Source organism: Polaromonas hydrogenivorans (genome assembly GCF_040105105.1).
Taxonomy (GTDB): Bacteria; Pseudomonadota; Gammaproteobacteria; order Burkholderiales; family Burkholderiaceae_C; genus Polaromonas; species Polaromonas hydrogenivorans.
The window spans coordinates 502,869-520,590 of record NZ_CP157675.1 but is presented as its reverse complement, the minus strand read 5'-3'; the positions used below and the strand labels follow the sequence as shown (position 1 = coordinate 520,590).

Here is a 17,722-nt window from a genome sequence, read left to right as displayed (position 1 = left end):
TGAGCACCGCAGGGTGCCCCGTAGCGAAGCGTAGGGGTCGCGGACAGTAGGGTCGCCTTTCTTTTGCTTACTTTTCTTTGGCGAAGCAAAGAAAAGTGAGTCGCCGCCGGGCGACTCCCGGCCAGCCCAACCACGAAAAGCCAACCCAACCACAAATCAAGCACAGGACTTCGCCAAGCCCTCAAGCCTTGCATCAGCCCGCCGCATGAGCTGAGCAGTTACAATTTTTAAGCTTTTTTTGCCTCTAGCGCAATATGGACGGGCGTGAGTAGCTATCAATAAAGAAGCACATCTCAAGCTGCGCAGGACGCGCCCACATCAGGATTTATCGCCCTGCCCCCGCTTTGGCACGCCCGCCAGCGACTCGGCCCTGGCGATGCTGTCGGCGATGGCCGCCGCAACGGGCGAGTCCGCAGGCGCATGCAGCAGCACCTGCCGCCACAGTGCCACCGCGCCGGCATAGTCCTGGCGCTCGAAGCGAACGCTGCCGGCCAGAGCCAGTGCCTGCACGTTCTGCGGCGCCAAAGTCAGGGCCTGCTGTATCAGTTGTTCCGGCTCACCGCCGAGCTGCTGGTTGCCGCTCATGGCCAGGGTCACCGCATAGTCCAGCAAGGCATCGGCATCGCCCGGTGTCAGCTTGACCAGCTGCCGATAGGCCTCGACCGCCTCATTGAAGCGCTGCGCCGACTCGTAGGCCCGTGCCAGCCGGCGCCAGGCAGCGGCATCGCCGGGACTGGTTTTCAGGTGTTGAACCAATTCGGGAACCGTTTCAGGCGTGCGCGTGGCCTGGAGGGAAGCGGGCGCGCCCACCGCCGCGTAAACAAGCGCTGCGCCAGCCACCAGCGCCACGGCCAGGCCCACGGCAAGCCCGCGCTGCGGATCACCGGGTGGCGCTGCATGCACAGGATCGACGCCGGGCGGCACCCGCTGCGCGCGCAGCAAGGCCGGCAACACAAAGCCCAAGGCCAGCAGCAGCAACAAAGCCGCCAGAACAGCAAAGGTGGTCATGCGGCGTGCGTCTCCCCGGCGGGATCAAGGGCGTCGCCTTGCGCTTGGCGCTGGCGCACCTTGACGAAAAGCAGGCCCAAGCCGGCGAGCAGCATCGCCAGCGGGCCAAACCACAGCAGCCAAGTACTGGGCTTGACGGGCGGGCGGTAGAGCACGAAGTCGCCATAGCGCTGCACCATGTAGTCCAGCACTTCCTGATCCGATGCGCCTGCGGCCAGCTGCTCGCGCACCTGGTTTTTCAGTTCGACGGCGAGCTGGGCGTGCGAGTCGGCAATCGTCTGGTTCTGGCACACCAGGCAGCGCAGCTGCTCGCTCAGCCGCGTCACATGCTGTTCGAGCGTAGGCTCGGCCAGGGCCGGCGCGGCGGCCAGCATCAGACACAGCAAGAGGCTACGCACGGTTCAGCTCCTTGATCAGCGGCAGCAGTTTTTTCTCGATGATCTCGGCGGTGACCGGCCCGGCGAGCTTGAGGCGAATCACGCCGCGCTTGTCGATCACAAAGGTTTCAGGCACGCCGTAAACCCCGTAGTCAATGCCGACTTTGCCATCGCTGTCAAGGATGGAGAGCCGGTACGGGTTGCCATGCTTTTCCAGCCACTTGGCCCCGTCAGCGCGCGCATCCATGTAGTCCATCCCGACGATGCTCACCTGGTTTCGCCCGGCCAGTTCCAGCAGCAGCGGATGCTCCTGCCGGCACGCGGTACACCACGAGGCCCAGACGTTGAGCAGCCAGACCTGGCCCTGCATGTCCTGCGGGCCAAAGGTTTTATCGGGCAGCGCCAGCTGCGCCAGCGCGAAAGCCGGGGCGGGCTTGCCAATCAGGGGCGAGGGAATTTCCTGCGGATTCAGGCGCAGCCCGGCCCCGAGGAGGCAGACCAGGGAAAAAAACAGACCCAGGGGAAACAGAAAACGTCGCATAACAGTCTCTAGGTGGCAAGTTGAATGGAAGGCGTGACGGCCGCATCGGCATCGGCATCGGCCAGCGGGCGTTTGGCGCTGCGCTTGCGGCCCCAGCCGTAGCGCCGGTCCGAGGCGGCCAGCGCCCCGCCGAGCGCCATGAACAGCGTCCCGCCCCAGACCCAGTTCATGAACGGCTTGTGCTGCAGGCGAACCACCCAGGCGCCGTCCTTGGTGGCCTCGCCCAGTGACACGTAGAGGTCGCGCAGCCATCCCCGGTCAATGGCCGCGTCGGTCATCGGCATCTGCTGCACGGTGTAGAAGCGTTTTTCGGGGTACAGGGTGGCGACCGGGGCGGCGCCCCGCGTGACCTCGAAACGCGCCCGCGCCGCGATGTAGTTCTTCCCTTCCACACGCTCCAGCCGGGCAAACGTGAAGCGGTAGTTGCCCAGGGTGGCGCTGTCGCCCACGCGCATGCTGTGGTCGCTCGATGCGTCCAGCCCCCTGACCATGGTGACGCCGATCACGAACACGCCGATGCCCGCATGGGCCAGCAGCATGCCCCAATAGCTGCGCGGCAGGCTGGCCAGACGCTGGCGCAGCGGCGCGCCCAGCGCGGCATGGCGCAGGCGCCCGGCCAGCTCAGCAGCGGTGCCGAGCAGAACCCAGGCCGCCAGCGCCAATCCCACTGCCACCATCACCGAGGTGTTGAGCACCAGCGCCACCCCCAGGGCAAACAGCACCGCCCCCACGGCGATCCAGCGCAGCCGGCGCAGCACACCTTTGAAGGAAGCCTGCTTCCACGAAGCCATCGGCCCCACCGCGATCAGCAGCAGGAAGGGCAGCATCAAGGGCACGAAGACGGCCTCGAAATACGGCGCGCCGACCGAAATCTTGCCCAGGCCCAGGGCATCGAGCAGCAGCGGGTACAGCGTGCCGAGCAGCACCGTGCCAGCGGCCACGACCAGCAGCACGTTGTTGACCAGCAGCAGCGACTCGCGCGAAAACAGCGCAAAACGCCCGCCCAGGCCCACGCCGGGAGCGCGCCAGACGTAGAGCGCCAGCGCGCCGCCCACCACGACGGCCAGGAAGACCAGGATGTAAATACCCCGGCGCGGGTCGCTGGCAAACGCATGCACCGAACTCAGCACGCCCGAACGGACCAGGAAGGTGCCGAGCAGCGACAAAGAGAACGCCAGAATCGCCAGCAGCACGGTCCAGTTCCTGAAGGTGTCGCGTTTCTCTGTCACCGCCAGGGAATGGATCAGCGCGGTGCCCACCAGCCAGGGCATGAAGGATGCGTTTTCCACCGCGTCCCAGAACCACCAGCCGCCCCAGCCCAGCACATAGTAGGCCCAGGCGCTGCCCAGCGCGATGCCCAGCGTGAGGAAAGCCCAGGCCAGCAGCGTCCACGGGCGCGACCAGCGCGCCCATGCCGCGTCCAGGCGACCCTCCAGCAAGGCCGCGATGGCAAACGCAAAAGCCACCGAAAAGCCCACGTAGCCCATGTAGAGAATCGGCGGGTGCGCGATCATGCCCAGATCCTGCAGCATCGGGTTCAGGTCGCGCCCGTCCGCTGCGGCCGGCAAGGTGCGGTCAAAGGGATTAGAGGTGAACAGCAGAAAGCACAGGAAACCGATGCTGATCAGCCCCATCACTCCGAGCACGCGCGCCACGGTGCCCGCCGGCAGGGAGCGGCTGAACACGGCCACGGCGGCGGTCCACAAGGCCAGCATCTGAATCCACAGCAGCACCGAGCCTTCATGCCCGCCCCAGACGGCGGCCACCCGGAAATGCAGCGGCAGGCGCGAGTTCGAGTTGGCGGCCACGTAGCTGACCGAAAAATCGTTGACGGCGAAGACATACACCAGCGCCGCAAAACCCAGCGTGACGAACAGGCATTGGCCAAAAGCCGCGCTGCGCCCCAGCGCCATCCAGCGCGGCTTGCCCTGGTGCGCGCCCAGCAAGGGCAGGCTGCCCTGCAGGCAGGCCAGGCACAACGCCAGCACCAGCGAGAAGTTGCCCAGTTCGGCGATCATTTCACCGCTCCCGCCAGCGCTGGCGCACCGGCCTGCTTGAGTGCATAGGCGGCCTCGGGCGGCATGTAGTTTTCATCATGCTTGGCCAGTACCTCATCGGCCACGAACAGCTGGTCCGCCGTGAGCTTGCCCTGGGCCACCACGCCCTTGCCTTCCTTGAACAGGTCCGGCAGGGAACCCCGGTAGTTCACGCGCAGGCGCTGCGCGTTGTCCGTAACCAGGAAGCTGACCGTGATGCCGTCGGCCTGGCGCTCGATGCTGCCCAGTTCCACCAGGCCACCGATGCGAAAGCTGCGGTTCTGCGGCGCCTCGCCCGCCGCCACCTGGCTCGGCGTGAAGAAGAACACCAGGTTTTTCTGAAACGCCGACAGCACCAGGGCCACGCCCAGACCCAGCGCAGCGAGCCCGGCGACGATCAGGCCCCAGCGCTTGTGCCGGGCCTTCATGCATCTTCTCCACCGGGATGCTGCCGGGCGTGACGGAGTTCACGCACGATATCCTTGCGGCGCCATCCCAGCGCCAGCCATTCCCCCGCCAGGCAGGCCAGGAACATCCCCACCGAGCCCCAGACATACAGCGCATAGCCGCCCATGGCCACAAAGTCGCTCACGTTGCGCCAGATCATGCCGACACCTCGGGCAGCCGGGCCACCCATTTGGCATGGCGCTCGCGCTCCAGCACGATGCAGCGCAGGCGCTTGAGGACTGCTGCCAGCGCATACACCCAGGCGCCCAGCGCGGCCAGCAGCAAGCCCATCAGCATGCTGGACGCCATCAGGGGCGCACTGCTCAGGCTGATGGAAGCGCCCTGGTGCAGGGTGTTCCACCATTTCACCGAGAAGTAAATCACCGGCACGTTGACGACACCGACCAGCGCCAGCAGCGCGCCCGCCCGGTCGCCGCGCCGTGGGTCGTCGATGGCCGACTGCAGCGCCATGAAGCCGGCATAGAGAAACAGCAGCAGCAGCTCGGAAGTCAGCCGCGCATCCCAGACCCACCACGCACCCCAGGTCGGGCGGCCCCACAGGGCGCCGGTCCACAGGGCGACGAAGGTGAACATCGCGCCCGTGGGGGCAATCGCACGCGCCATCATGAAGGACAGGCGGCTGTTCAACGCCAGGCCCGTCGCGGCCCAGAAGGCCATGGCCATGTAAAGCAGCATCGACAGCCAGGCGGCGGGCACATGGACAAAGATGATGCGGTAGGCCTCGCCCTGCTGGTGGTCCGTGGGGGCCAGCAAAAAGCCGATTCCCAGGCCCAGCGCCAGCAGGGCCACGGCCACGGCCTGCAGCCCGGGAATGAGCCGCCCGGCCAGCGGGTAAAAAGCGGGAGCGCCAGCGTACTTCCACCAGCCGGGACGAGGGCCGGCGAAGAAACGCACGGCAAAAGGGGCATGTAAAACGGGTCGCAAGACAGAACTCCTTGATCAGATCGTTATTCCAGGGCGATTCGCAGCGCTGCCGAGGTGGCCCAGGGCGCCAGCGCCAGCGCGCCGGCCAGCACGCCGCCCAGCAGCAGCATGTGGGCGGCGGCGTCCAGGCCGCTGGCCTGGGCCTGCACCGCGCCCGCGCCAAAAATCAGCACCGGCACATACAGCGGCAGCACCAGCAACGCCAGCAAAACCCCGCCACCGCGCACGCCCAGGGTCAGGGCGCTGCCAATCGCCCCCAGCAAACTCAGGATGGGCGTGCCGATCAGCAAGCCCAGACACAGCACCTGGATCGCGGCGCCCGGCAAACCAAACTGCAGCGCCAGCACGGGCGAGAGCATCACCAGGGGAACGCCCGCCACCAGCCAGTGCGCCAGCACCTTGCCCAGCACGATGAGCACCAGCGGCTCGGCCGACAAGGCCATCTGCTCCAGCGTCCCGTCGGCAAAATCGAGCGCGAACAGCCGCCCCAGCGACAGCAGCGAAGCCAGCAAGGCCGCCACCCACACAATGCCGGGCGCCATGCTGCGCAGCAGGCCAGCCTCCGGGCCGACGCCGAGCGGAAACAGCATGACCACGAGAGCAAAGAAAAACACCGTGGCCAGCAGGTCGGACCGGCGCCTGAAGGCCAGCAGCAGATCGCGCCGAATCACGCATGCCAGCACCTTCAGCATGGTTGGGCAGGGCCGAGTTCGAGCACATGCAGCCGCGCCGCCTGCAAGGCCAGCGGCTGGTGCGTCGTGTACACCACCATGCCGCCCTGCGCGAGGTGCTGATTCAGGGCCGCCTGCAGACCGTCCGCCGCCGCCTGGTCCAGGGCATTGAAGGGCTCGTCGAGCACCAGCAGGGGCGGCCTGCGCGCCAGGTGCAGCCGGGCCAGGGCGACCCGCTTGCGCTGGCCCTGCGACAGGCGCGCCGCCGGCAGCCGCGAAACCGCCGCCAGGCCCACCTGCGCCAGCGCCTGTTGCGCCTGTTGATCTTCAACCGCCTGTCCGGCGATGCGCGCGCCGAGCAGCAGGTTTTCCGCCGCCGTCAGGTCGTCCTTGATGCCGCCGGCGTGGCCGATGTAGAGCAGGTCGCGGTAAAAATCCTCGCGCAGGTCGCGCACATCACGGCCCAGCCAATGCACCGCGCCCGCGCTCGGGAGGGCCAGGCCGCACAGCAGCCGCAGCAAGCTGGTTTTGCCGCTGCCATTGCGGCCCTGAACCCACAGGGCTTCGCCGGCCGAAACGTCGATGTCCACGGCGCGAAACAGGTCGCGCCCGCCACGCACGCAGGCCAGGCCGTGGGTGCGCAGGCCGGTCGCTACCATCCGGGTTTGCCTTGCGTGGCCGTGGCCGGTTCTGCCGCCGCCGCTGGCGAACCCGGCAAGGCCGCGCCACTGACGCCATACACCACTGCCACAGCCACGGCCAGCGCCACCACAAATGCAATCGCGCCGCCTTTGCGGCCGGAGGCGTTTTGATGATCCGCTGGCGGCGCTTGATGCCGCTCCACTTCTTTCCAGCCCGTCACCATGGGCTTGACCAGGTTGTCGCGTTTGAACGCGGCATAAAACGCGATGGCCGCCACATGCAAGGCCAGCAGACCCCACAGGACATTGGCAAACTGCTTGTGCAGGCTTGTCAGCCGGCCGGCCAGGGCTTCGTCCACCAGCGCGAACAGCGGGCCGCTGAACGCGATGTCGTCATTGCTGAACAGTCCGGTGGTGGCCTGCGCGGCCAGCAGGCCCAGCAGCGCAATGACGGACAGCGCGCCCAGCGGGTTGTGCCCGACGCCGCGCCAGCGCCTTGTCAGGTAGGCCTTGAGCCGGGACGGTGTGGGCAAGAAACTCAGGAAGCGGGCATGGGCCGAACCAATCACGCCCCACACCAGCCGGAACACCACCAGCCCGATGATGCTCAAACCCGCCTTGCCATGCAGCTCCATCCATGCGCCGCCCAGTTGCCCCGTGATGAGCGCCACCGCCACCGCCAGCACCAGCAGCCAGTGAAACAGCCGAAGCGGCAGATCCCACAGGCGAATGCGCACGCGCGCAGGCAGGCTGACCGATGGCGCAGCCGTTGCGTGACGAGGCGCGTTGTCAAGAATGGCTTGGGCTTTCATGGGTTTTCTCGCAGGGAAGGTTGTTCTCAGGGCGCGGCGGACACCGTGGCGGGCTTGGGCGGCGGCGGCACGACACGGGTCACCGTACCGCCCTGGGCCTCATAGTCTTCAGAGCCGGTGGCTCCGGCCACCTTGAAGCCCTTGCTGGTCAGCAGGTCTCCCACCGCACCGGCACGGTGGGCATGGTTGGAGACGGTCAGGATGGCGCGATCCTTGGGGATGTAGGCCAGGCTTTTTTCCACTTCCTTGACCTGGATGTTCAGGTACACCGGAAAACTTCCCTTGGCGGTGAGTTCATCGGGGCGGCGCACGTCAATCACCACCAGCTTCTGCGGCTTGGCCAGCAGCGCGTCCACGCCTGCGCGATCCAGCCGCTTGGTCTTGTACTTCCATACATCGGCTGCGGCAGCGGCGCCGGGACTTGCGGCAGGGCTGGCCTGCTGCGCAAACGCGGCGCAAACGCCCAGACTTAACAGGGTGGCAGCCAACACGCTCTTATGGTATTTCATGGGAATTCACTTTCTTCGTTGAGGGTTCTGGCATCCCCTGTCCTGGTCCTTGCGGGGTGTCTGCCAACCCTCCTACCGCAAAAAGCGCGCCATCTTTGTGACGCGCCCTCCTCCGGGGGAAACACCCTTCACAGCCACATCAGCCATGCTGAAAATCCAGCAGCCCTGCAGCCTGATCAACAGTGCCCGCCCTCAGACTGCTGCCTCAGCGACAGCGCCTTCACCGGCCTTGGCGCAGCGCCAATATTCGTGTTGAGCGTCCTAAATCAGCGGCTGGCCGGCGCCAGGGTCTTCCCGGTGACCGGGCTGCTGGCCAGGTCGCCTGAATCGTTGCTGCTGTCTTCCTGCATCGCCAGCAGCCCATGCTGTTTCAGCAAGGTGCGCAGCACATTGCGCGACAGGCCGAGCAGGCGTGCGGTCTGCACCTGGTTGCCATGGCAGAACTCGAAAGCGGTGGAAACCAGCGTTGCCTCCACCTGTTCAAAGAGAAACGGCTGGTTGAGTTCCATCGATTTGAGCACCAGCTCACGCAGCGTTTGCCGCAGCGTGGGGACGGCAGGCTCCTCTGGCAACGCGGTGGCGATGCGCTCCTCCACCGCTGGCGGCAGGGTGGAAGGCAGGCGCGCCCGGCCGTGCGCCGAACGCTGGAGCGCCTGCAAGTCATTCGCGTGGACGATGGCCATGGGGGCCACGATCAGCGCGTAGTGAATGACATTTTCCAGTTCGCGAATATTGCCCGGCCAGTCGTACGTCAGCAGCGCCTGCTCGGCGTCCGGGGCCAGCACGGCACCCTCAATCCCCAGGCGTTTGGCGTAGCTGGCCAGAAAGTGCCGGGCCAACGGAAGAATATCGCCCGGCCGCTCCCACAGCGGGCGCAGCTCCAGCGTCGCCACGCTGAGCCGGTAATAGAGGTCAGCGCGAAAGTGGCCTGCGTTCACCGCGTCGCGCAGGTCCACGTTGGTGGCGGCGATCAGGCGGACATCAAGCTCGATGGTCTTGCGCGAGCCGATCCGCACGATCTGGCGCTCTTGCAGCACGCGCAGCAGCTTGACCTGCAGCGCCAGCGGCAAGTCGCCAATTTCATCCAGAAACAAGGTGCCGCCATTGGCCGTCTCGAACCACCCGGCCCGGGCCTGGCTGGCGCCGGTGAAGGCCCCGCTCTCGTGGCCGAACAACTCGGCATCGATCAGCGATTCGCTGAACGCACCGCAGTTGACCGCCACGAAGGGGCCGCGCCGCCCGCTGCCCTGGTGAACGCGGCGCGCCAGCAGCTCCTTGCCGGTGCCGGTCTCGCCGATGATGACGACGGTGGCCTCGGTGGGCGCCACCTGGTCCAGGCGCGTGAGCAAGGCCTGGGACTGGGGGTCTTCAAACACCAGTGCCTTGGCGCGGATGGACAAGGCATGCTTGCCCGCGTCGGGAAAAGTCAGCAGTTGGTTCATGGGTTTCGTGGTGTGGGAGGTGATATGCAATGGCCTGTGAAAACCGCGCCACCCCCGCACCCTTGAACTCGGTGTGCATGCACTTGCGAACTTTTTCCGAGTGGCAACCCTATCAAGCCATCACTGTTCTTCCTGTGCCTTGGAGCAGGCGCAAGCGCGGCGCTTATTTATTCAGGTAAATCTGGTCAAACGAGCCGCCATCGGCAAAGTGATCCTTGTCCGCCTTGGTCCAGCCGCCAAAAGCCTGTTCGATGGTGAACAGGTTGAGCTTGGGCAATTGCTTGGCGTACTTGGCCTGGGCTTTTTCCGAAATCGGGCGGTAGAAGTTCTTGCCCGCGATGTCCTGGCCCACGTCGGAGTACAGGTATTCCAGATAGGCCTGCGCCACGGCGCGCGTGCCCTTGCGGTCCACATTCTTGTCCACCACGGCCACCGGCGGCTCGGCCAGGATGCTCAGGGACGGGTAAATAATGTCCACCTTGCTGCCAAACTCTTTCTCCAGAAGATGCGCCTCGTTCTCCCAGGAGATGAACACATCACCCTGGTTGCGCTGGGCAAAGGTGATGGATGAGCCGCGTGCGCCGGTGTCGAGCACCGGCACGTTCTTGTACAGGGCCTGCACGAATTCCTTGGCCTTGGCGTCACCGCCGTTTTTGCGTTTGGCGAATTCCCACGCGGCCAGGTAGTTCCAGCGCGCGCCACCCGAGGTTTTGGGGTTGGGCGTGATGACGCTGATGCCGGGCTTGATCAGATCGTCCCAATCTTTAATCCCTTTTGGATTGCCCTGACGAACCACCAGCACGATGGTGGAGGTGTAGGGGGCCGAGTTGTGCTTCAGTCGTTTTTGCCAGTCCGGGGAAATCCAGCCGCCGTTCTTGACCAGCGCATCCACGTCGCCCGCCAGCGCCAGCGTCACCACATCCGCATCCAGCCCGTCAATCACCGATCTGGCCTGCTTGCCCGAGCCGCCGTGGGATTGCTTGATGGTCACGTCCTGGCCGGTTTTTTCTTTCCAGTATTTGATGAACGCGGCGTTGTATTCCACATAAAGTTCGCGGGTCGGGTCATACGATACGTTGAGCAGGTTGACGGCCTGCTGGGCGCTGGCGCCCAATGCCGCGGCAGCCAGCGTGGCGGCCAGGGCGATTTTCAGAAATGGACGGCGAAAAGTGTGGCGATCAGCCATGGAAAACTCCAGAAAATTGCAACGCAATAGTGCGACGAATTGGATTCTGGAGCTTGATCCATAAAACTGGAACTACTGAATTTTCATTTTTAAATAACTTTTACATTCTTAGGAAAGGTTTCGACCTTGCTAGCCAATGTTAAGAACTCTCCAGTGAAGATCAAAGCTGCCCTTCATAGAAGAAAGGCGCTTCCTCTGCGCCAGATCAGTTCTTTACGGATAAATTCTCATTCAAACGCCGTCACATTCACCCCGTGCTGCTCGGAAAATGCCTTCAGAACGCCGGCAATCTGCGCGTCCTCCAGCGTGGTCGTCAGCTCGACCAGCTTGTTGCCGGGGCCTTTGTGGCTGTCGCTGATCGCGACCGTGGCCGCGCTGTCCTGCGCCGCCAGCAGCGCTTTCAGGGTGGATTCGAGCGAGTCCATCACTTGATCACGCTCGGACTGGGTCCGGTCCGAATCGGCCAGGTACTGCACGTCAAAGGCAAAGTGGATTTTCATCAGCATGGCATTCAACGCGCCTTGTCCAGCGTGGCCGACAGCGTGATCTCGGGAACGCTGGCCAGCGCCCTGGACAGCGGGCAGGCTTTTTTGGCGCCCTCGGCGATTTCCTGGAACTTCGCTTCATCAATGCCGGGCACCACGGCCTTCAGCGTCAGCGCAATGCGGTCGATCAGGAAACCGTCGCCCTGGGGCACCAGCCGGACCCGGGCCTGGGTATCGACCGACTCGGTGGCAAAGCCGGCCTTGTCGCAGGCAAATGAAAACGCCATGGTGAAGCAGGCCGCGTGCGCCGCGCCCAGCAGTTCCTCAGGGTTGGTGCCGCGCCGGTCGTCTTCAAAGCGGCTGCCGAAGCCGTAGGGATAGGCCTTGAGCGCGTCGGTTTCGGTGCTGATCTGGCCCTGGCCTTTTTTGCCCTGGCCTTGCCAATGGACGGATGCGGATTTTTCAGTCATGTGACAGCCTTCAAACAGGTTGGGGTTGCAGGAAAAGGCGCCGCAAGGCGCCCGCCTCCAGCAGTTTGCCCGTTCAGGCCGGGCCGCGGCGTCAGACAAGACCGCAAATGGCGGGCCTACGCGTCGCCCTCCAGGCCCAGGTTCTTCATCTGCCAGAGCATCCGCGCCAGCTCGGGCTTGAGCTGCGCGCGCGCCTCGGCGTCCAGCCGGGCCAGGCTGGCCGGCAGGCTCAGGGCGCGCGGCGAGATGGGCGGGCCTTTTCGGGCGAACACAATGCTGTTGCTTTGTTCCGCCGTGATGATTTCAACCGCATTGCCGCTGAAGCTGCGGCTGATGCGCGCCAGCAGCAGCGGGTAGTCGGGGTGCTCGTAGTGCAGGTTGACCGCCAGCACGCCGCCGGCCGGCAGCGCGGCGAAACAGTCGTCGTAAAAGCGCTGCGTACACAGCGCGGCGGGCTGGCCCTCATGGTCAAAGCCATCGACCAGCAGCACGTCGAACTGCGGCGATTCGGTGCGCAGGTACATCGCGCCATCGGCGGCAATCACCTGGAAGCGCTCGTCGTCGTCGGGCACCTGGAAGTCCTGGCGCAGCGCCAGCACATAGGGGTTGATCTCCAGCACCGTCATGCGGCTGGCCGGCAGGAAGCGGTGGCAGAACTTGGCAATCGAGCCGCCGCCCAGGCCGATCATGCCGATGTGCGCGGGTGCCGGGTTGAACAGCAAAAACCCCATCATGGTGCGGGTGTAGTCCACCTCCAGCCGCCAGGGACTGTGCGTAAGCATGCGGCTTTGCAGCTCGCCCCGGGTGAAATGCAGCGACTTGGACGCGCCGTCGTCCAGCACGAAAGGCTTGACATACTGCAGCGACCGGAAATCGCCCGGCAGCGCCGGCTTATCGGGCATGCGGGGAAAGCAAAAAATTCAACGGCATCAGGTTCTTCTCTTCTCAGGCGGTCAGGCGTCCAGGTCGGCAGGCAGGCCGCCAATTATCGGCCCACGCCACAAGCCCGGGCTCACCCCGGCCGGAAACTCCAGGATTCGCTCATAGGCCAGCAGGCTGGCCCGGTAGCAGTGGCAGCTGATGCGCTCCAGGCCGGCCTCGTCGCGCAGCATCATGTAGCCATGGCTGTAGCTGACCAGGCCCAGCCGTTCAAGGGCGCTGGCGGCCCGGCTGACGCTTTCGCGCCGCACGCCCAGCATGAAGGCCAGCGCCTGGTGGGTCAGGAACAGCTCGCTCGAATGCGACAGGTCGCGCGTCATCAGCAGCCAGCGCGCCAAGCGCTGCATGAGCGTGTGGTGGCTGACGCAGACCAGCTGCCGGGCCAGATGCGTCTGGAACACAGCGGCATAGCGGCTCAGCACGTCGCGCAGAAAGGGGTCTTCAAGCAGCCGCGACTCCAGCGCGCCGCGAGGGATGCGAAAGGCCCGGCCCGCGCCCTGGACCGCGCCGGTGAACGCCGACGCGGCGACCCTGAGCACCACGGAGGCGTGCAACATGCCTTCGTTGCCCACCATCGCGACCTGGACATTGGGCGCATCGTCCGAGGGCATGGCGACACAGACAAAGCTGTCCACCGGGAACCAGGCGTATTCGAGCGGCTGGCCCGCCTGGCTCAGCACCTGCCGGTGCTTGAGTTCGACCAGCTCGCAATGCGCCAGCAGCAAGGCGCGCTCTGGCGCCGGCAGCGCCGAGATCAGCCGGTTGGCCAGCGAGAGGTCTTTCCCGACCGCCATTGGATGCCTTCGTGAAGCTTGTTTAAAAAAGGAACGTGCGCCTAGGGCCGGGCTTTCAGTTCAAACCGCCGTCCATCGGCCGCCTGGCACTGCCCGCTGACTTGGGGAAACCCGGTGGCCAGCTGGCACTGCAGCACCTTGGCGCTGCTGGCGAACAGGAACGCGCGCCCCCACGCGCCGGTATTGCCCGTATTGGCCGCGCCCGGCGCCAGGGCGCCGGCATCTTCGGCCCGGGCGGCGTAATGGCCCCGGTACATCAGGCCATCAATCTCGACGGAAAGGGCTTCGTCCGGCAGGCTGTACCGGCCCAGATAGGTGCGGCCATCGGTCACGAAAGCGACCGCTCCCGCGTTGCCTGCCGGTTGTGCCAAAGCGGCGCCGCCGAGGCAAAAAACCGCAAGCGCCATGCAGCGAACGAGGGCCTGGATGGGTTTTTTCATGCGCTTCCCCACAGTTGAGCGTCACATTCATCGAAGACAAATCGGCATTTCTACGCCTTTCCAGGGACATCGACATGCGATTTATCAAGATGGCCAACAAATGGTAAGCAAAAGTTATTTCCCGTTTACGCGTGGTTACCCATCTCTTGCGCCAGTAACTCTTTAGTTTTCACTCGAAGGCTTTCAAAAACTCACATCAGCAGTTTTTGGTTACAACAGGTTTTTGGCTTGCACTCCCTCGCATTCAGGCCAAACCGTCGAAGGGCTGGGTAACCATTCCCCTCCAGCCCTCGCAGGCAAAGCCCCCACGGGGGAAGGGCTGAAAACACGGCCCAAAAAAACCACGCCAGCCGGCACGGCCGGTTGCAGGCACGCCAGGCTCTGCCCGCCGGCTCATTGATTCAAAACGCCCGGGATCGCCTAACTCATCAGTAGCGGTTTTTCAAAAAACTGTGTTCCCGCGCACGCATGTTTGTTCAGGAACAAGCCGGTTTGACACTCCGCCCCGGAGTTGCGGGAAAGAATTTTTTCCCCTGCTTTTGCGTTTTCACTATCGCCAGATAGTCAGCTCGACCTGCGGCCCTCGCCGGCATGGCGACTCTTTTTACATTTCTACACAGGAAACCCGGTCATGCAACGTCGCAATTTTTTCATCCAGTCATCGGCCATCACCCTGGGCGCCACTATGCTCGGGGGCGTGAGCAACAGCATGGCCCAAAGCACGCGAAGGCGCGGCACCACAACGCCACCCGCCACGACGCCGCCCGCCACGACCAGCGCCATCAATGCGGTGGCGGCGATTCAGGCGCTGCGCATCCCCTCCGGCCCCTACACCGGGGGCTACGAGATCGCCCCCAATGGCCTCATGAACTGGTACTTTGCCAACCTCGGCCTGATTTCCGTGGTGCAGTACCTGGACGCCGCCGCGCTGGACAGCTACATCCGCGTCTACCTGGACCTGTACATCAGCAAGCTGGAGTCCAACCTGTCGATCCAGGACGTGCATTTCCCGTTTGGCCGCGCCAACCCGAGCAGTTTCACGCTGGCGCCGGCCGACTCCGACGACTCCTATGTGGCCACCCTGCTGAGCCTGGCCGTGCGCTACCTGCGGGCCAGCCAGAACTGGGCCTGGTGGGACAAGAACAAGGTCATGCTCAAGAACATGACGAACAAGAACATCATTGCGTCCATCAAGCCCAGCGGCCTGACCAGCGTGTTCCAGTCGCCCCGCAGCCAGACCAACAACGCCGGCTACCTGATGGACAACGCCGAAGTCTATCGGGGCCTGCGCGACTTTGCCGCCATGCTCAGGGAGCGCGGCGACACGGCTGATGCGACGTACTACGACCAGTTCGCCGTCAAGATGGCCGCCGGCATGGCCGGGCTGTTCAGCGCCAGCACCAGCGCCTTCAGGATGGCCGACCTTTCGACGCGGACCGAAACCTCGTTTTACCCCGGCACCACCTGCCAGGTGTTCCCGCAGGCGTTTGGCGTGGCGGAGCTGTCGGGGTATTACGACCGGGCCTGGACGTTTTTCAATGGCAACACGCCCGGCTGGGAAACCGGCAAGCTCGACCCCTATCCCTGGGCCGTGCTGGGCCTGGCCGCCGCCAAACGCGGCCAGACCGCGCTGGCCAATGCGCAGCTGGCGTCCATGGACAAGACCTTTTCAGTCAACCGGGCGCTGGTCACGATCAATGAACTCGGGTTTTACCAGCGCACCCGCAGCGTGCTGACGGGCCGGAGCGACATCTAAGCCTAAGCCAGCGGACTTCAGGAATGACGCTTTCACTTTCAGCGCTGCATCCGCCAACGCGCGCTCATCAATGGCTGTCGCGCTCGGTCGCGGGACTGCTGTGGGCCGTGGCCGCCGCCAGCACGGCCTACTGGGGATCGCGCATCGCCAGCGCGGGCGCCACGGTCGCCGTCCATCAAGCGCCGAAGCAGACGCTGGACACCCAGGCCCCCGCGCATCAGGCGGCGCTGGCCCGGGCGCTTGGCGCATCGCCCCATGCGGCCGGTGCGCCCGAAGCCGGGGCCGCGCAGCGATTTGCCCTGCTGGGGGTGATCGCCATCGGGGCAGGCCAGGGGGCCGCGCTGATTTCGGTCGATGGCGAGCCGGCCCAGCCCCTGGCCGTGGGCGCGCGGATCGCGTCCGCTTATGTGCTGCAGGCGGTGGGCCGGCGTGACGCCGTGCTGCTGGACAGCGCAGCGCAGCCGGCGCGGATCAGGCTGACGCTTCCCGATCCGGACGCGGCCCCTGCCGATGCGCAGCCGGCGGCAACCGCAGTTCGTGCTCCTGCTCCTGCACAGACCGCCGACGCCGTGGCCGCAGCGCCTGCCGAGCCTGCGGCGGTCACTGCGGCGGACGGGCCACCCGTAGCGCATGCCACGGCACCCCGCCCCGGCACGGAGCCACCGGCACGGCAGGATGCAAGATACGCGTCCCCGGGGCGCTAGCGCCGGCCTGAATCACACACGTCCGGCACGGCTGCCGGCGCACGCTTGCCATGCCGGCGGTTTCGCCTCAGACTGGCAGGCCCCCAATGCCATCGCCGGAGCCCTGCCATGATCCCTTTCAGCCCCGAAGAATTCAAGGATGCCACGCGCCAGGCGTGGAACCAGTCAGCCAGCGGCTGGAACAGCCAGACGCCGGCCGTCCACGACTGGCTCATGGCGGCCACGGCCGACATGCTGGACGCGGCGCGCATCACCACCGGCATGCGGGTGCTCGACATGGCCGCCGGCACGGGCGACCAGACGCTGGACATCGCCCGGCGCATCGGTTCCGGCGGTCATGTGCTGGCCACCGACCTTTCCGAAGCCATGTTGCGCTTCGCCCGTGACAACGCGCGGCAGGCCGGCTTGAGCCAGGTCGAGACGCGGGTGTCCGATGCCGAAGACCTGGACGTGGAGGCAGCCAGCTTTGATGCCGCCGTGTGCCGGCTGGGCCTGATGTTCTGCCCGGACCCGGTGCAGGCGCTACGCCAGATGCAGCATGCGCTCAAGCCCGGCGGGCATGCGGCCGTGCTGGTGTTCTCGGAACCGCAGCGCAACCCGTGCATCGGCATCCTGATGTCAACGGCCCTGCGGCATGCCGGTTTGCCGCCGCGCGACCCGTTCCAGCCCGGCGGCCTGCTGAGCCTGGGCAAGCCGGGGCTGCTGGAAACCTGTTTCGGCCAGGCCGGATTTGCCAAGGTGACCGCGACCCGGGTCTATGCGCCGTTCCAGTTGCCCTCGGCCCGCAACTACCTGGACTTCGTGCGCGCGTCGGCCTCGCCGATCCTGCAACTGCTGGGCCAGCTGGACCCGCAGGCCCAGGAGGCCGCGTGGGCCGACATGGAAGAGCAGCTCGATGTCTTTCAGCTGCCCGAGGGCTGGGAAGGGCCGAATGAATTGCTGCTGGTCCACGGCATGCGGCCGGTTGGTTGAGCGGGGGAAAGTGGTAGCCGGAGCAGAAGGCTATAGGGTCAGGTCTTGCATTGGACCGCTGGCTGATCTGGTGTGTCGCAGAAATGGCACTGAGCAGTAAAACTGCAACTCGCTATGAATATGAGAGCTGCTTACACTGTTCTGTTGTGCGCGAAAGGCATCTCTAATGCCCTGTGAGAGAAATCACCCTACCGATCAGAGCGAACAATACAAGCACAGTTAAGCCTGCAAGAACCGGTCCCCAGAGAAGAGAAATTCCAATAAACCGACGCATTGCCTGTCCCTCCGACTTTGATAGCCGACAAGTCCACCTTAGATAGGCCACAACCGAGACGAGCCAGAGGACAAAGGCCACTGTCGGTGCAACGAAGAACGTAAACCATGGCCCGGCGATGCATTCCCAAGCGCACAGCCCCGCGAAAGTAAAGGCAAAGATTGTGGCAGGCATGAATGCCACCCACGCAACATAGATGACCTTTGATTTGTGGATGCGTTCGGACATGTTCTGGTTATCGCGGGGTTATTAGGGTCGGGCCTTGCATTGCAA

At 65.0% G+C, this 17,722-nt stretch carries 22 protein-coding genes; 3 read left to right on the top strand and 19 right to left on the bottom strand.

Annotated features, from left to right (window positions below):
* Positions 1 to 318: 318 nt before the first annotated feature.
* The 18 genes from ABLV49_RS02600 to ABLV49_RS02515 all read right to left on the bottom strand — a co-directional run bounded on the left by ABLV49_RS02600 (position 319) and on the right by ABLV49_RS02515 (position 13,743).
* Positions 319 to 1,008 carry a tetratricopeptide repeat protein gene (locus tag ABLV49_RS02600; protein ID WP_349280058.1) on the bottom strand — a complete coding sequence of 230 codons (690 nt, stop codon included), beginning with the start codon at positions 1,006 to 1,008 and terminating at the stop codon, positions 319 to 321.
* A complete protein-coding gene (locus ABLV49_RS02595; protein WP_349280057.1) occupies positions 1,005 to 1,406 on the bottom strand; it encodes a cytochrome c-type biogenesis protein in 402 nt (133 codons plus the stop codon). The genes ABLV49_RS02600 and ABLV49_RS02595 overlap by 4 nt, the downstream gene beginning before the upstream one ends.
* On the bottom strand, positions 1,399 to 1,926 hold the full coding sequence (locus ABLV49_RS02590) for a DsbE family thiol:disulfide interchange protein (RefSeq protein WP_349280056.1): 528 nt from the start codon (positions 1,924 to 1,926) through the stop codon (positions 1,399 to 1,401). Before ABLV49_RS02590 ends, ABLV49_RS02595 begins: the two co-directional genes overlap by 8 nt.
* Positions 1,927 to 1,934: 8 nt before the next feature.
* Entirely contained in the window at positions 1,935 to 3,944 is a 2,010-nt protein-coding gene (locus tag ABLV49_RS02585) for a heme lyase CcmF/NrfE family subunit (protein ID WP_349280055.1), read from the bottom strand.
* Positions 3,941 to 4,390, bottom strand: coding sequence for a cytochrome c maturation protein CcmE (gene ccmE, locus ABLV49_RS02580; protein ID WP_349280054.1), 450 nt, complete (start codon positions 4,388 to 4,390; stop codon positions 3,941 to 3,943). Before ccmE ends, ABLV49_RS02585 begins: the two co-directional genes overlap by 4 nt.
* Entirely contained in the window at positions 4,387 to 4,569 is a 183-nt protein-coding gene (ccmD, locus tag ABLV49_RS02575) for a heme exporter protein CcmD (protein WP_349280053.1), read from the bottom strand. Before ccmD ends, ccmE begins: the two co-directional genes overlap by 4 nt.
* The gene (gene ccmC, locus ABLV49_RS02570; protein ID WP_349280052.1) at positions 4,566 to 5,354 is read right to left on the bottom strand and encodes a heme ABC transporter permease CcmC; all 789 of its coding nucleotides are present in this window, start codon (positions 5,352 to 5,354) and stop codon (positions 4,566 to 4,568) included. Before ccmC ends, ccmD begins: the two co-directional genes overlap by 4 nt.
* A 23-nt stretch (positions 5,355 to 5,377) precedes the next feature.
* Entirely contained in the window at positions 5,378 to 6,046 is a 669-nt protein-coding gene (gene ccmB / locus ABLV49_RS02565; protein ID WP_349280051.1) for a heme exporter protein CcmB, read from the bottom strand.
* Positions 6,040 to 6,684 (bottom strand): cytochrome c biogenesis heme-transporting ATPase CcmA, encoded by a 645-nt coding sequence (ccmA, locus tag ABLV49_RS02560; RefSeq protein WP_349280050.1) that lies wholly within the window; start codon positions 6,682 to 6,684, stop codon positions 6,040 to 6,042. The genes ccmB and ccmA overlap by 7 nt, the downstream gene beginning before the upstream one ends.
* On the bottom strand, positions 6,678 to 7,478 hold the full coding sequence (locus ABLV49_RS02555) for a cytochrome b/b6 domain-containing protein (RefSeq protein WP_349280049.1): 801 nt from the start codon (positions 7,476 to 7,478) through the stop codon (positions 6,678 to 6,680). Before ABLV49_RS02555 ends, ccmA begins: the two co-directional genes overlap by 7 nt.
* Before the next feature lie 26 nt (positions 7,479 to 7,504).
* On the bottom strand, positions 7,505 to 7,987 hold the full coding sequence (locus ABLV49_RS02550) for a rhodanese-like domain-containing protein (RefSeq protein ID WP_349280048.1): 483 nt from the start codon (positions 7,985 to 7,987) through the stop codon (positions 7,505 to 7,507).
* 266 nt (positions 7,988 to 8,253) lie between these two features.
* Positions 8,254 to 9,429 carry a sigma-54 interaction domain-containing protein gene (locus ABLV49_RS02545; protein ID WP_349280047.1) on the bottom strand — a complete coding sequence of 392 codons (1,176 nt, stop codon included), beginning with the start codon at positions 9,427 to 9,429 and terminating at the stop codon, positions 8,254 to 8,256.
* Positions 9,430 to 9,592: 163 nt separating this feature from the next.
* Positions 9,593 to 10,615 carry a sulfate ABC transporter substrate-binding protein gene (locus ABLV49_RS02540; protein ID WP_349280046.1) on the bottom strand — a complete coding sequence of 341 codons (1,023 nt, stop codon included), beginning with the start codon at positions 10,613 to 10,615 and terminating at the stop codon, positions 9,593 to 9,595.
* Between the two features lie 227 nt (positions 10,616 to 10,842).
* On the bottom strand, positions 10,843 to 11,121 hold the full coding sequence (locus tag ABLV49_RS02535; RefSeq protein WP_349280045.1) for a hypothetical protein: 279 nt from the start codon (positions 11,119 to 11,121) through the stop codon (positions 10,843 to 10,845).
* A 5-nt stretch (positions 11,122 to 11,126) separates the two neighbouring features.
* Positions 11,127 to 11,570: an OsmC family protein gene (locus tag ABLV49_RS02530; RefSeq protein ID WP_349280044.1), complete on the bottom strand. Its 444-nt coding sequence runs from the start codon at positions 11,568 to 11,570 to the stop codon at positions 11,127 to 11,129.
* A 116-nt stretch (positions 11,571 to 11,686) separates the two neighbouring features.
* Positions 11,687 to 12,472, bottom strand: a complete 786-nt coding sequence (locus ABLV49_RS02525; RefSeq protein ID WP_349280043.1) for a fused MFS/spermidine synthase — start codon at positions 12,470 to 12,472, stop codon at positions 11,687 to 11,689.
* A 51-nt stretch (positions 12,473 to 12,523) separates the two neighbouring features.
* Positions 12,524 to 13,303 (bottom strand): Crp/Fnr family transcriptional regulator, encoded by a 780-nt coding sequence (locus ABLV49_RS02520; protein ID WP_349280042.1) that lies wholly within the window; start codon positions 13,301 to 13,303, stop codon positions 12,524 to 12,526.
* Positions 13,304 to 13,344: 41 nt separating this feature from the next.
* Positions 13,345 to 13,743: a hypothetical protein gene (locus ABLV49_RS02515; RefSeq protein ID WP_349280041.1), complete on the bottom strand. Its 399-nt coding sequence runs from the start codon at positions 13,741 to 13,743 to the stop codon at positions 13,345 to 13,347.
* A gap of 631 nt (positions 13,744 to 14,374) precedes the next feature.
* Here ABLV49_RS02515 and ABLV49_RS02510 point away from each other — a divergent pair.
* From ABLV49_RS02510 to ABLV49_RS02500, 3 genes are all read left to right on the top strand, one after another.
* On the top strand, positions 14,375 to 15,499 hold the full coding sequence (locus ABLV49_RS02510) for a hypothetical protein (protein WP_349280040.1): 1,125 nt from the start codon (positions 14,375 to 14,377) through the stop codon (positions 15,497 to 15,499).
* A 23-nt stretch (positions 15,500 to 15,522) separates the two neighbouring features.
* The gene (locus ABLV49_RS02505; protein WP_349280039.1) at positions 15,523 to 16,203 is read left to right on the top strand and encodes a hypothetical protein; all 681 of its coding nucleotides are present in this window, start codon (positions 15,523 to 15,525) and stop codon (positions 16,201 to 16,203) included.
* Between the two features lie 108 nt (positions 16,204 to 16,311).
* A complete protein-coding gene (locus ABLV49_RS02500) occupies positions 16,312 to 17,175 on the top strand; it encodes a class I SAM-dependent methyltransferase (protein ID WP_349280038.1) in 864 nt (287 codons plus the stop codon).
* A 163-nt stretch (positions 17,176 to 17,338) separates the two neighbouring features.
* On the opposite strand, the gene ABLV49_RS02495 is transcribed toward ABLV49_RS02500, so the two are convergent.
* The gene (locus ABLV49_RS02495) at positions 17,339 to 17,677 is read right to left on the bottom strand and encodes a hypothetical protein (RefSeq protein ID WP_349280037.1); all 339 of its coding nucleotides are present in this window, start codon (positions 17,675 to 17,677) and stop codon (positions 17,339 to 17,341) included.
* Between the last annotated feature and the right edge of the window lie 45 nt (positions 17,678 to 17,722).

Excerpts from the sequence above, each read along its gene's own strand:
- ABLV49_RS02600 (WP_349280058.1), bottom strand. The coding sequence starts at position 1,008 with ATGACCACCTTTGCTGTTCTGGCGGCTTTGTTGCTGCTGCTGGCCTTG.
- ABLV49_RS02590 (WP_349280056.1), bottom strand. The coding sequence starts at position 1,926 with ATGCGACGTTTTCTGTTTCCCCTGGGTCTGTTTTTTTCCCTGGTCTGC.
- ABLV49_RS02585 (WP_349280055.1), bottom strand. The coding sequence starts at position 3,944 with ATGATCGCCGAACTGGGCAACTTCTCGCTGGTGCTGGCGTTGTGCCTG.
- ccmE (WP_349280054.1), bottom strand. The coding sequence starts at position 4,390 with ATGAAGGCCCGGCACAAGCGCTGGGGCCTGATCGTCGCCGGGCTCGCT.
- ccmD (WP_349280053.1), bottom strand. The coding sequence starts at position 4,569 with ATGATCTGGCGCAACGTGAGCGACTTTGTGGCCATGGGCGGCTATGCG.
- ccmB (WP_349280051.1), bottom strand. The coding sequence starts at position 6,046 with ATGCTGAAGGTGCTGGCATGCGTGATTCGGCGCGATCTGCTGCTGGCC.
- ccmA (WP_349280050.1), bottom strand. The coding sequence starts at position 6,684 with ATGGTAGCGACCGGCCTGCGCACCCACGGCCTGGCCTGCGTGCGTGGC.
- ABLV49_RS02555 (WP_349280049.1), bottom strand. The coding sequence starts at position 7,478 with ATGAAAGCCCAAGCCATTCTTGACAACGCGCCTCGTCACGCAACGGCT.
- ABLV49_RS02550 (WP_349280048.1), bottom strand. The coding sequence starts at position 7,987 with ATGAAATACCATAAGAGCGTGTTGGCTGCCACCCTGTTAAGTCTGGGC.
- ABLV49_RS02545 (WP_349280047.1), bottom strand. The coding sequence starts at position 9,429 with ATGAACCAACTGCTGACTTTTCCCGACGCGGGCAAGCATGCCTTGTCC.
- ABLV49_RS02540 (WP_349280046.1), bottom strand. The coding sequence starts at position 10,615 with ATGGCTGATCGCCACACTTTTCGCCGTCCATTTCTGAAAATCGCCCTG.
- ABLV49_RS02535 (WP_349280045.1), bottom strand. The coding sequence starts at position 11,121 with ATGCTGATGAAAATCCACTTTGCCTTTGACGTGCAGTACCTGGCCGAT.
- ABLV49_RS02530 (WP_349280044.1), bottom strand. The coding sequence starts at position 11,570 with ATGACTGAAAAATCCGCATCCGTCCATTGGCAAGGCCAGGGCAAAAAA.
- ABLV49_RS02525 (WP_349280043.1), bottom strand. The coding sequence starts at position 12,472 with ATGCCCGATAAGCCGGCGCTGCCGGGCGATTTCCGGTCGCTGCAGTAT.
- ABLV49_RS02520 (WP_349280042.1), bottom strand. The coding sequence starts at position 13,303 with ATGGCGGTCGGGAAAGACCTCTCGCTGGCCAACCGGCTGATCTCGGCG.
- ABLV49_RS02515 (WP_349280041.1), bottom strand. The coding sequence starts at position 13,743 with ATGAAAAAACCCATCCAGGCCCTCGTTCGCTGCATGGCGCTTGCGGTT.
- ABLV49_RS02510 (WP_349280040.1), top strand. The coding sequence starts at position 14,375 with ATGCAACGTCGCAATTTTTTCATCCAGTCATCGGCCATCACCCTGGGC.
- ABLV49_RS02505 (WP_349280039.1), top strand. The coding sequence starts at position 15,523 with ATGACGCTTTCACTTTCAGCGCTGCATCCGCCAACGCGCGCTCATCAA.
- ABLV49_RS02500 (WP_349280038.1), top strand. The coding sequence starts at position 16,312 with ATGATCCCTTTCAGCCCCGAAGAATTCAAGGATGCCACGCGCCAGGCG.
- ABLV49_RS02495 (WP_349280037.1), bottom strand. The coding sequence starts at position 17,677 with ATGTCCGAACGCATCCACAAATCAAAGGTCATCTATGTTGCGTGGGTG.